Origin of the sequence: Mycobacterium gordonae (assembly GCF_002101675.1) — a bacterium.
Lineage (GTDB): Bacteria > Actinomycetota > Actinomycetes > Mycobacteriales > Mycobacteriaceae > Mycobacterium > Mycobacterium gordonae.
Map to the genome: position 1 here is coordinate 17,277 of NZ_LQOY01000022.1, position 11,598 is coordinate 28,874.

The 11,598-nt window shown below is 68.0% G+C and carries 11 protein-coding genes; 5 read left to right on the forward strand and 6 right to left on the reverse strand.

Annotated features, from left to right (window positions below; translation table 11 throughout):
* Position 1: 1 nt before the first annotated feature.
* From AWC08_RS03915 to AWC08_RS03925, 3 genes are all read right to left on the reverse strand, one after another.
* Positions 2–820, reverse strand: coding sequence for a mycofactocin-coupled SDR family oxidoreductase (locus AWC08_RS03915; RefSeq protein ID WP_069433821.1), 819 nt, complete (start codon positions 818–820; stop codon positions 2–4).
* Entirely contained in the window at positions 820–1,134 is a 315-nt protein-coding gene (locus tag AWC08_RS03920; protein WP_069433822.1) for a putative quinol monooxygenase, read from the reverse strand. The genes AWC08_RS03915 and AWC08_RS03920 overlap by 1 nt, the downstream gene beginning before the upstream one ends.
* An 80-nt stretch (positions 1,135–1,214) precedes the next feature.
* The gene (locus AWC08_RS03925; protein WP_069433823.1) at positions 1,215–3,185 is read right to left on the reverse strand and encodes a SpoIIE family protein phosphatase; all 1,971 of its coding nucleotides are present in this window, start codon (positions 3,183–3,185) and stop codon (positions 1,215–1,217) included.
* 118 nt (positions 3,186–3,303) lie between these two features.
* Between AWC08_RS03925 and AWC08_RS03930 the strand changes: the two genes are divergently transcribed.
* A complete protein-coding gene (locus AWC08_RS03930) occupies positions 3,304–5,847 on the forward strand; it encodes a DNA translocase FtsK (RefSeq protein ID WP_065133067.1) in 2,544 nt (847 codons plus the stop codon).
* Between the two features lie 69 nt (positions 5,848–5,916).
* Here the strand turns inward: AWC08_RS03930 and AWC08_RS03935 are convergent, their stop codons facing one another.
* The gene (locus tag AWC08_RS03935) at positions 5,917–6,441 is read right to left on the reverse strand and encodes an amino-acid N-acetyltransferase (protein WP_065133066.1); all 525 of its coding nucleotides are present in this window, start codon (positions 6,439–6,441) and stop codon (positions 5,917–5,919) included.
* A gap of 58 nt (positions 6,442–6,499) precedes the next feature.
* Here AWC08_RS03935 and pgsA point away from each other — a divergent pair, with 58 nt between their 5' ends.
* From pgsA to pspM, 4 genes are all read left to right on the forward strand, one after another.
* The gene (gene pgsA / locus AWC08_RS03940) at positions 6,500–7,096 is read left to right on the forward strand and encodes a CDP-diacylglycerol--glycerol-3-phosphate 3-phosphatidyltransferase (protein ID WP_082986204.1); all 597 of its coding nucleotides are present in this window, start codon (positions 6,500–6,502) and stop codon (positions 7,094–7,096) included.
* A gap of 77 nt (positions 7,097–7,173) precedes the next feature.
* A complete protein-coding gene (gene clgR, locus AWC08_RS03945) occupies positions 7,174–7,488 on the forward strand; it encodes a transcriptional regulator ClgR (protein ID WP_065133064.1) in 315 nt (104 codons plus the stop codon).
* Positions 7,489–7,623: 135 nt separating this feature from the next.
* Complete coding sequence (gene pspA, locus AWC08_RS03950) at positions 7,624–8,442, forward strand: phage shock protein PspA (RefSeq protein ID WP_065133063.1); 819 nt, start codon at positions 7,624–7,626, stop codon at positions 8,440–8,442.
* 11 nt (positions 8,443–8,453) lie between these two features.
* A complete protein-coding gene (gene pspM, locus AWC08_RS03955; RefSeq protein WP_069433824.1) occupies positions 8,454–9,269 on the forward strand; it encodes a phage shock envelope stress response protein PspM in 816 nt (271 codons plus the stop codon).
* A 41-nt stretch (positions 9,270–9,310) separates the two neighbouring features.
* Here pspM and AWC08_RS03960 read toward each other — a convergent pair whose 3' ends face one another.
* Together AWC08_RS03960 and AWC08_RS03965 are read right to left on the reverse strand one after the other, a co-directional pair.
* On the reverse strand, positions 9,311–10,972 hold the full coding sequence (locus AWC08_RS03960) for a PE family protein (RefSeq protein ID WP_065133061.1): 1,662 nt from the start codon (positions 10,970–10,972) through the stop codon (positions 9,311–9,313).
* A 167-nt stretch (positions 10,973–11,139) separates the two neighbouring features.
* Complete coding sequence (locus tag AWC08_RS03965; RefSeq protein ID WP_065133060.1) at positions 11,140–11,592, reverse strand: limonene-1,2-epoxide hydrolase; 453 nt, start codon at positions 11,590–11,592, stop codon at positions 11,140–11,142.
* Between the last annotated feature and the right edge of the window lie 6 nt (positions 11,593–11,598).

Here is an 11,598-nt window from a genome sequence, read left to right on the forward strand (position 1 = left end):
GCTACCGCTTGTTCACCGAGCCCGCATCAACGGGCAAGGTGACGCCGGTGATGTAGCGGGCCTGGTCGGACACCAGCCATGCCACGGCGTTGGCGATGTCCTCGGCTTGCAGGATCTGTACGGGCAGGGCGTTGCTCATGCCGGGCGCCCGGCCGGACGTGCTGACCAGATCGGCCAGCCAGGCGCGGATGAACTCGTTATTGATCATCGGCGTATCGACACCGGAGGGGTGCACCGAATTCACCCGGATATCATGGGGCGCAAGCAAGTTGGCGTACAAACGCATGAGCCCCACCAGCCCGTGTTTGGCGGCGGTATAGCCGATCGATCCGGCGTCGGCGCTCCCGACACCGGCCAGCCCGGCGGCCGAACTGATCAGCACGATCGAACCGCCCTCGCCCTGCTCGATCATGGTCGGTGTCGAGACGTCGACGGTGTGGTAGGCGCCGGTCAGGTTGACGTCGATGACGTCGCGCCAGCCATCGGCCGACTGCATGGGGGCGATGCCGGCGTTGGCGATCACGATGTCGAGCCGGCCGAACTCGTCGAGGCCGGCCTGCAATGCCGCCGCGAGCGAATCGCGGTCCCGGACGTCACCCTGCCTGGCCACGATGCGCCCGCCGGCGTCTTGCACGAGTTTGACGGTCTGTGCCAAATCCTCGGCGGTGCCCAGGGGGTAGGGCACGCTGGCGATCCGGCCGCACAGATCGACGGCGATCACGTCGGCGCCGTCGGCGGCCAGCCGTACCGCATAGGCGCGCCCCTGACCCCGCGCCGCGCCGGTGATGAAGGCCGTCTTGCCGTCCAGGGGCCGCGTCATCAGGCGCGAATTCGCCCTTTATCGGAGTCGCCGGCGGGAACTGGGGCCAGCATCTTGATGTCGGGTGCCCCGGCCAGGTGCTCGCCGACGGCGCCGAACATCTTGCCGACCGCGGGCGCGGTGCTGTGCGTCTTCAGCGCCTCCTCGTCGGCCCATTGCTCCACGAAGACGAAGGTCTCGCCGGACTGGTGCAGCGAGTACAGCTGACAGCCGGGCTCGCCGTGCACCTCTTCGACCGCGGTGGTGAGGATGTCGCGGACGGTGTCGACCGATTCCGGTTTCACGGTCAGCGTGGCGACGACGACTACGGGCATGCTGGGGCCTCCTGACGACTGTGGCGGGTGGGTGTGAGCACTGAAGGTCACCCTACCCACACCGACGGCGGCCGACGGTTTCAGCCGCCGCCTTGCTGCAGGCTCGCGGTGCGACTCAAACCCACCAGGTCGAGCACCACGGCTGCCGAGCTGCCCGAAGCCGCCACCAATGTGAACGGCCGCTGATGGGCGGCCAGCTGGTCGCGGGTCCTGAACAACGCCAGCACACCTCTGCTCGTCAGCAAGGTGACGTCGTCCAGGAGCACGGTCAAGCCGACGGTGCCGCCCTGTGCCGCGTCGGTGAGGTCAGCAATGAACTGGTCCGCGGTCAGCGCATCCACCGCGCCGGTCACCATCAGTGTCGCCTGGCCGGGTTCGTCGTGGCGCTGCGCGCGGTAGGAGTGCAGGGTAAGGAATGACCGGCTGCCGGCGGGGCTGCGGGTGGCGACCAGAGCGGGGCGAGACACCTTGTGCCGCAACGTGACTACGGTGCCGTTCTCGCCCGGCCCGGGTAGGCCGTCGTGGTTGATCGCGACCTCGTCGAGGAGCCGTTCCATCATCGCCAGGCCACGGCTCCGGCCGATGTCACCGAGGCCGGGAGTACGCCACTTTCCGTCGTCGCCAATGCACACTTCGGCAACGCCGCCTGACCCCAGTCGAGCGGTGACGCGCAACGGTCCGGGTGCACAGTCGGGATAGGCGTGTACGGCGACATTGGCGACGGCTTCGTTGACGGCCAGTTCCATTGCCAGCGTGGCCTCGTCGCTGATGTCGATCGCGGCCAGCCATGTCCGGATTCCATCGAGTGCTTCGATGATGCCGTTGTCGTCCGCGACCGTCGACACGGTCAGCTCGGCTGGGGGTGCGGCGACGAGCTGTACAGCCAGTGTCGTCACATCGTCGTCATAGCCAGTGCGAGTGAGCAATTCGACGGTCAGCTGACACGCACGAGCCGCCGGCGAAGCCGCCGCGCCGGTGGGCAGCACGCGGTTGGCGACGGCGTCGGCTGCCACTTGCGCCACCTCCGCGTAGCCTTCTGCCATGGTTCTGCCCGGACGCACGATAAGTCCATCCGAGTACAACAGGACCACATCACCGGCCACCAGCGGTCTCCGGACGACGGTGTGATGATGGCCGACTCCCAGTGGCGCACTGCCGCTTTGGTGCAGAAACCGAGTGCGACCGTCGGTGCCGACCACGACCGGCGGCGGGTGCCCGCACAGGCAGTACTCCATATCCATTGTGCGAGGGTCGATTACGACGACGCCGATAGTGGCGGCCCGAAGTGGTCGCTTCTGTGCGGCGAACGCGTCGACGCGTGCGATGGCCGAACCCAGGTCCCCAGCCGTCGTCAGCGCGAGCTCCAGCGCGGCTCGCAGCTGCCCCATCGCCGCAGACGCGCCGACTCCGTGTCCCACCACGTCACCGACCACGAGTGCCATCCGGCCATCGTCGAGAGGTAGCGCGTCGAACCAGTCCCCGCCGGCCGCCTGGTCGCGTGACGCGGTCAGGTAGCGCGCGGCGATGTCGAGATGCGGCACCACGGGGAGCTCGATCGGCAACAGGGCCCGCTGCAATTCGTCGACGACATCGCGGGTCGCCTCGTAGCGCCGTTGCGCTTCCGCCGCCCGTCGCCCGACGACGTCACGCTGCATCACCCGTTCGGTTACGTCGTTTGCGTATGCCAGCACCCATTCCCGGTTGTCGGGGTGTGGGGTCACGACGAAGCTCAGCCACCGCTCCTCGACCTGGTTGGACGCCGGATGCTCCCAGTGCACGCGCCACTCGTGGCCGACCTCGGTCCGGCCGCTGGAGTAGACCCGTTCGATCACCGGATTCATCAGCTGGCCGTCCAGCTCCGGAAACACCTCCGAGACGGTGCGACCGATCACGTCGTCCCTGCCGGCGACGTCGCGGAACGCGGCATTCGCGGCCACCAGACGCAATTCGGGGCCCTGCCAGCAACACGCCATCACGTTCATCGCCTCGAACACCGACCGGACTACTGCCGCCTCACCGATCCGGCTGTCGAGATGCTCCCGTTCTGACACCCCACCACAATGCCTTCTGGGAGCGTCTGGCGTAACAGGATGAGCACACGCCGATTAACCCTCCGTTACCAGTGTGGCGGGTGGTGCGGATGTTGTTGATGCGACTACGCTTGCGGGCATGGCCAGTAAGACCACCGCCCGCTCCGGAACACGAACGAGCAGGCCAGGGGCCACTTCGCGGGCCGGGGCCGCGAGTGGGCGATCGAGTGCGTCGCCCCGCGCACCCAAGAAGCGTCCGAGCAAGCCCGTCAAGCGGGTGAGCCGGCCTGCCAAACGTCGCAACCAGTCCTTGCTGGTGATGACCGGGCGCGCCTGCGGACGGGCGGCACGAGCCAGTTGGATGGTGGCCGCCAGAGGTACCGGGAGTGCGGCGCGGTCGATCGGCCAGGCCCGCCACATCGAGCCGGGACATCGCCGCGACGGAATCGCGTTTGCACTGCTGGGCGTAGCCGTGATCATCGCTGCCAGTTCGTGGTTCAACGCCGCCCGGCCGGTGGGGGCGTGGGTCGACGCGGGCTTGCGGCTGTTCGTCGGATCCGCGGTCGTGCTGCTGCCGTTGGCCGCCGCCGCCGCGGCGATAGTGCTGATGCGCACGGAGTCCAACCACGACGCCAGGCCACGGCTGATCCTCGGCTCGAGTCTGATCGCGCTGTCGTTTCTCGGGTTACGCCATCTCTGGTCCGGCTCCCCGGAAGATCCCGAATTGCGCAAGCGGGCAGCAGGTTTCATCGGCTTCGCGATCGGTGGGCCCCTCTCGGACGGGTTGACGGCGTGGATTGCGGCGCCGCTGCTGTTCATCTGCGCCCTGTTCGGCATGTTGTTGCTGGCCGGCATCACCATCCGGGAGGTGCCGGACGCTCTACGAAACATGTTCGGCACCAGGCTGTTTGACCGGGAGTACGACAACGACGACGAGTACGAGGACTTCGCCGGTGACGACGCGGACACCGTCGAGGTCGCTCCGGCCGAGGATTTCTCGGACGGCTACTTCGACGAAGCCCCGCTGCGCCCCGAGGACGAACCGAAGCCCTGGCCGTCGGCGTCGGACGCCGCCGAACCCATCGCCGACGAGACGCCGACCATCCCGGAGCCCAAGACCCGCCGGCGCGGAGCCAAAGCGGAGAAGCGTGACACCCCGGTGCTCGACCGGGTGGTCGAAGGTCCTTACACGCTGCCGTCGCTGGACCTGCTGGTGGCGGGCGAGCCTCCCAAGAAGCGCAGTGCGGCGAACACGCACATGGCCGGTGCGATCGGCGAGGTGCTCACCCAGTTCAAGGTCGATGCCGCGGTCACCGGTTGCACCCGCGGCCCCACCGTCACCCGCTACGAAGTCGAGCTGGGACCGGGCGTCAAGGTGGAGAAGATCACCGCGCTGCAGAAGAACATCGCCTACGCGGTGGCCACCGAGAGCGTGCGGATGCTGGCCCCGATTCCGGGAAAGTCCGCCGTCGGCATCGAGGTGCCCAACACCGACCGCGAGATGGTGCGACTGGCCGACGTGCTCACTGCGCCGTCGACCCGCCGGGACCACCACCCGCTGGTGATCGGGCTGGGCAAGGACATCGAGGGCGACTTCATCTCGGCCAACCTGGCCAAGATGCCGCACCTGCTGGTGGCCGGCTCCACCGGATCCGGCAAGTCCAGCTTCGTCAACTCCATGCTGGTGTCGCTGCTGACCCGGGCCACCCCCGAAGAGGTCAGGATGATCCTGATCGACCCGAAAATGGTGGAACTGACGCCGTATGAGGGCATTCCGCACCTGATCACGCCGATCATCACCCAGCCCAAGAAGGCGGCGGCGGCGCTGACCTGGCTGGTCGAGGAGATGGAACAGCGCTACCAGGACATGCAGGCCTCGCGGGTGCGCCACATCGACGACTTCAACGCCAAGGTGCGCTCGGGTGAGATTACGACTCCGCTGGGCAGCCAGCGGGTGTACCGGCCGTACCCCTACGTGCTGGCGATCGTCGACGAGCTGGCTGACTTGATGATGACCGCGCCGCGCGACGTCGAGGACGCCATCGTGCGGATCACCCAGAAGGCGCGAGCAGCCGGCATTCACCTGGTGCTGGCCACCCAGCGGCCCTCGGTCGATGTGGTGACCGGTCTGATCAAGACCAACGTGCCCTCCCGGCTGGCGTTCGCGACGTCATCGCTGACCGACAGCCGGGTGATCCTGGATCAGGCCGGCGCGGAGAAGCTGATCGGCATGGGCGACGGCCTGTTCCTGCCGATGGGTGCGAGCAAGCCGATCCGGCTGCAGGGTGCCTACATCACCGACGAGGAGATCCAGGCCGTCGTCGCCGCCTGCAAGGACCAGGCCGAACCCGAGTACACCGAAGGCGTCACCACTGCCAAGCCCAGCGGTGAGCGCGCCGACGTCGACCCCGACATCGGCGACGACATGGAGGTGTTCTTGCAGGCTGTCGAGCTGGTGGTGTCCAGCCAGTTCGGTTCGACCTCGATGCTGCAGCGCAAGCTGCGGGTCGGCTTTGCCAAGGCCGGCCGGTTGATGGACCTGATGGAAACCCGCGGCATCGTCGGCCCGTCCGAGGGGTCCAAGGCGCGCGAGGTGCTGGTCAAGCCCGACGAGCTGGCCGGGACGCTGGCGCTGATTCGGGGTGGCAGCGGCGCCGACGGCAGCGACGCCGACGAGGACTAGGCGGGCGAGCAGACACAAAAGGCCCCCGGAGCGTTCGCTCCACGGGGCTTTTGTGTCTGCTCGCGCCCCTTACAGGACCAGCAGCATCCGGGAGTTGCCCAGGATGTTGGGCTTGACGTAGCTCAGATCCAGGAATTCCGCGACACCGATGTCATAGGAGCGGCACATCTCCTCGAACACCTCGGCGGTCACCGGAGTGCCCTCGATCTCGGTGAATCCATGCTTGCCGAAGAATTCGGTCTCGAACGTCAACACGAACAGGCGCTCGAGCTCCAGCTCCCGGGCCACCTCGAGCAACCGGTTGACGATGGCGTGGCCCACGCCGTGGCCGGTCAGATCCGGATGGACCGCGACCGTGCGGATTTCGCCCAGATCGGCCCACAGCACGTGCAATGCGCCACAACCGACCACTTTGCCGGGCGTTTCCGGGTCCTCGGCCACCCAGAATTCCTGAATGGCCTCGTACAGCGTGACGAGATTCTTCTCCAGCAGGATCTTCCCGGCATAGGTGTCCACGAGTTGCTTGATCGCGGGGACGTCAGACGTGCGCGCTCGCCGAACCACCGGCCGGTAATCCCGTCGACTTTCGGTCACGGGGAAACAGTATCGACATCGCTGAACAGATGAGCTGGCCAGCCGTTATTCTGAGGCCGTGTCGGGGCAACCGCAGGCGGGTCAGGCAGCGGGTCAGGCCCGCATCGCGAATCTGGCGAACGTCCTCACCCTGGTGCGGTTGCTGCTCGTCCCGATCTTCCTGTACGCGCTGTTCTACGGCGACGGACACCACTCGTGGGCGCGCGTGGTGGCGTGGGCGATTTTTGCGGTGGCCGTCATCACCGATCGGTTCGACGGCCTGCTCGCCCGCAATTACGGCATGGCGACCGAATTCGGCGCCTTCGTCGACCCGATCGCGGACAAGACGCTGATCGGGGCGGCGCTCATCGGGCTTTCCATGCTCGGTGACCTGCCGTGGTGGGTGACGGTGCTGATCCTGAGCCGCGAAGTGGCGATCACGGTGTTGCGGCTGGCGGTCATTCGCCGCGGTGTCATTCCGGCCAGCTGGGGCGGAAAGCTCAAGACCGTGGTGCAGGCGGTGGCGATCGGCTTATTCGTGCTGCCGCTGTCCGGGGTGTTGCACACCGCTGCCGTGGTGGTGATGGGGCTGGCGATTCTGCTCACCGTCATCACGGGCATCGATTACGTCGCGTCGACGGTCCGAGAAATTCGCCGAACCAAACGCGCCGCCTAGGGAACCATTGCAGCCATCTTCTGCGTTCACCTGAAGTCCCATGATTTCTTGGGGATGACTGGACGAAGGGGAGCGCGATGGCGGCACTAGTGCGCGAGGTGGTTGGCGACGTGCTGCGGGGGGCCCGGACATCGCAGGGTCGGACGCTACGCGAGGTGTCCGATTCGGCGCGGGTGAGCCTCGGGTACTTGTCGGAGATCGAGCGCGGACGCAAAGAGCCGTCCAGTGAGTTGCTCACCGCGATTTGCGACGCCTTACGGGTTCCCTTGTCGCAGGTTCTCATTGATGCGGGCGAAAGAATGGCCCGTGAAGAACGCGCCAGCCGCGCCGCATCCATCGATGCCAGCATCAAGGTCGTCATCCCTCCGGTGGTTTCTCTGGCTGTGGCGTGAGCGCCGCGGGTAGACCCGCGTGCGCCAGATATGCACCATGGGTGGGGCGATGGGAGCAGACCCACTAAATTGAGCGGCAGGGTAAGTGTTGCGGCCCATCCGGCATACAAGAAGAAGCGAAGGCGGAGCTAACTGATGGCCAATCCGTTCGTCAAAGCGTGGAAATACCTCATGGCGCTGTTCAACTCCAAGATCGACGAGCACGCCGACCCCAAAGTTCAGATCCAGCAAGCCATCGAAGAGGCGCAGCGCACCCACCAGGCGCTGACCCAGCAGGCCGCGCAGGTGATCGGCAACCAGCGTCAACTGGAGATGCGCCTCAACCGGCAGCTCGCCGACATCGAGAAGCTGCAGGTCAACGTGCGTCAAGCGCTCACCCTGGCCGACCAGGCCGTCGCAAACGGAGACGCCGCAAAGGCCACCGAGTACAACAACGCCGCCGAGGCGTTCGCGGCGCAGCTGGTGACCGCCGAGCAGAGCGTCGAAGACCTCAAGACGTTGCACGACCAGGCGCTGCAGGCGGCTGGTCAGGCCAAGAAGGCCGTCGAACGCAACGCGATGGTGCTGCAGCAGAAGATCGCCGAGCGCACCAAGCTGCTCAGCCAGCTCGAGCAGGCGAAGATGCAGGAGCAGGTCAGCGCCTCCCTGCGATCGATGAGCGATCTCGCCGCGCCCGGCAACACGCCCAGCCTCGACGAGGTGCGCGACAAGATCGAACGGCGCTACGCCAACGCGATCGGCTCCGCCGAGCTGGCGCAGAGTTCGGTGCAAGGCCGCATGCTCGAGGTTGAGCAGGCCGGGGTGCAGATGGCCGGGCACTCCCGGTTGGAGCAGATTCGCGCCTCGATGCGTGGCGAGGCTCTGCCCGCTGGCGGTGCGGCACCCGGTGTCACCCCGGCGACGCCGGCCGCCGAGCCCGGCCGAGCCGTGCCCGATAAGCCGTTCGGTCAGTAAGGGACGAGCCGATGGCGGCCAAGTCGAAGCAGCGGGGCCTGTGGCGCGGGTTGCTGCAGCGCGGATTTGACACCGCCGCGGACCTGACCGACCTGGTTGCCCGCAGGATCAGCGCAGCAAGCGATCCCCGAGCGCGCCAGCTGCGCCGGCGCCGCCGCGCCCTGCGGTGGGCCTGGATCTTCACCGCCGGCGTCGTGTTCTGGGGCCTGCTGACCGCGGTGCTGGCGGCGTGGGGATGGTTCGCGCTGCTGCTGCAGATCACCGGCGCCGTCGCGGTCGTGATGGTGATCCCGGCGACCCTGTTGTTCTTCCGTTACTACTGGCTGAGGGCGGAGCCGCTGCCGGCGCAACGGCCGACGGCTCCGCGTCGGCTGCCGCCGCCCGGTTCGGCCGCCCGGCCCGCGATGTATGCCCTGGGTGCCTCCGAACGGGGGTTCTTCTCGCTGCTGGGCGTGATCGAGCGGGGCGCGATGTTGCCGCCCGATGAGATCACTGACCTGACCGACGCGGCGAAGCGGACCTCGGCCGCTATGGCGTCGACCGCTGCCGAGGTGGTGTCGATGGAACGGGCCGCGCACAATGCCGAAGGGTCGCGGCAGTACCTGGTGCCGACGATCAACGCCTACACCGCGCAGCTCGGTGCGGGCGTGCGTCAGTACAACGAAATGGTCACCGCCGCAGCCCAATTGGTGTCGTCCGCCAACGGCGAAGGGGCAGCCAACCTGTCGCAGCAGCGCTACCGCGACGAGTTGGTCGGCGCGACCGATCGGCTGCTGAGCTGGGCGCAGGCGTTCGACGAGCTCGGCGGGTTGCCGAAAGCGATCTGAGGGCCGCTACCGAGCGGAGTGGGCCTCTGCATGCGCGCCGGCTAAGGCACCAATCCGTTCTGGCCGCCCGGGCCAAGCAGCAGCCCGCCGTTGCCACCGATGCCGGCGGTGCCATTCCCCCCGCTGCCCTGTCCGCCGTTGCCGCCGTTGCCGCCCCCGCCCACCAGCCAGGCGCTGCCGCCGTTACCGCCGTTGCCGGCCGTTCCTGGATGCGCTTGACCGCCGTCGCCGCCGTTGCCGCCGTCACCCCACAACCCACTCTTGCCGCCATTCCCGCCATTACCGCCGGACGTAGTGTTGCCGCCGGCCCCGCCGGTGCCACCGGCGCCGCCGGAACCGTAGAGTGCGCCGGCATTGCCACCGGCCCCGCCCTGCCCGCCGATGACGTTGCCGTAGCCACCGCTGCCGCCGGCGCCGCCGGAGCCAATCAGCCCGCCGGTGCCGCCGTTGCCGCCGGCACCGCCGCCGCCGAAGTTGCCAGCGAAGAAGCCGCCGAACCCGCCAGCTCCGCCGGCCCCACCCGTGCCGAACAGCAGGCCGGCATTGCCGCCCTGACCACCGTTGCCGCCGAGGGTGGTGTTTTGGGCGGAGTCGCCACCCAGTCCGCCTGCCCCGCCTGAGCCCCAGGCCATGCCGCCGTTTCCGCCCGCCCCGCCGTTACCGCCAGCCGAACCGCCGTTGCCACCGTCCCCGCCATTCCCGCCAAGGCCGAACAACCCGCCGGCGCCACCTGCACCGCCCTGGCCGCCTGCGGTACCTACGGCACCAGTGAGACCGCCGGTGCCGCCGGCGCCTCCGGCGCCTCCGCCGGGACCGAACAGGCCGCTGGCCCCGCCGGCTCCGCCGTTGCCACCCGGACCGTTAAAGCCGGCGAATTCGGAGCCGGCGCCGCCGGCCCCGCCGGCGCCACCGGCGCCAAACAGTCCGCCGGCCCCGCCAGCGCCGCCAGCGCCGCCGGCGCCACTCTTACCAAGAGACCCGGCGTGCCCGCCATTACCGCCGTGGCCGCCGGCGCTGAATAGTCCGCCGGCGCCGCCGGTACCGCCGGCGCCGCCAGTCTGGCCGGCGGCTATGTCGGCCCAGCCGCCGTTGCCGCCATTCCCGGCGCTTCCCCAGAGCATCCCGGCCGCCCCGCCGTTGCCGCCGGCCCCGCCAGCCTTCCCGGCGCCCGTTTGGAACGCGCCCTCGCCGCCGTTGCCGCCGTTGCCAAACAGCCCGGCCGCCCCGCCGTTACCGCCTTTCTGGCCGCCGCCACCGATGCCGGATCCGCCGTTGCCGCCGTTGCCCCACAAAATCCCGCCGGCCCCGCCGTCCTGCCCGGTCCCTGGCTTACCGTTGGCGCCGTTGCCGATCAAGGGGCGTCCCAACGCCGCCTGGAATGGCGCATTCAGGAGGTCGAGAAGTTGCTGCAGCGGAGATACGGCGGCGGCCTCGGCCGCCACATATTGGCCGGCGCCGGCAGTCAGGGTCTGCACGAACTGCTGGTGGAATGCCTCCGCCTGCACGCTGAGGCTCTGATAGGACTGGGCGTGCCCGCTGAAGACCGCGGCAACCGCAGCCGAGATCTCATCGGCGCCCGCTGCCAGCATCGACACGGTCGGGGCCGTCGCTGCCGCGTTTGCTGCGCTGACCGCCGATCCGAGGCTGGCCAAGTCCGTTGCCGCCGCCGTCATTAACTCCGGAGTCGCGAAAACAAATGACATCCCAGACCTCCACACGCCGTCACCATTAGGTCGTGCCCGTCCAGGGTCGCCAGCTCACCCTCGAGACTCGGCACAAGGATGGTAAGCGCATTAGGTCGTTTGGGATTCGGAAATCGGCACACTGGTTCGCATTTTGGTAAACGGGTGCCCCGAATGGCCGCGAAAAATTACAGCGTGGCGCGCAGCGAGGGAACGACCATCCCGGCCAGACCGCGCAGCGTCGCCTTCAGCATGTCGAAGCTGTCGAAGTAATCCCGCCACAGCGTGATCCGCCCGTCGTGCAGTTCGAACGTGCCACAGACCCAGAACTGCAGCCGCAGTGGACCGAGGATCAGGGCATCGGTGCGTTCGGTGAGGACCGCGGATCCGTCGGCGGCGATGCGGTGGATCTTCACTTCGAAGCCGATGCGGCCCTGCATCTTGCGTAACAGTGCCGTCGTCTTCCGGCCACCGCGGATCCGAGAGAAGCCGACGTTTTCGTAGACCAGGTTGTCGTGCAGCAACGCGTCGACGGTGTCGAAGTCCTCGTCCTGCAGGGCGTAGAGGAAGTCCTCGACCGCACGGATGTTGTCGGTTGTTTCGGCTCCGGATTCGGGCCCCTTCTGAGTCAGCTCAGTCATAGTTGC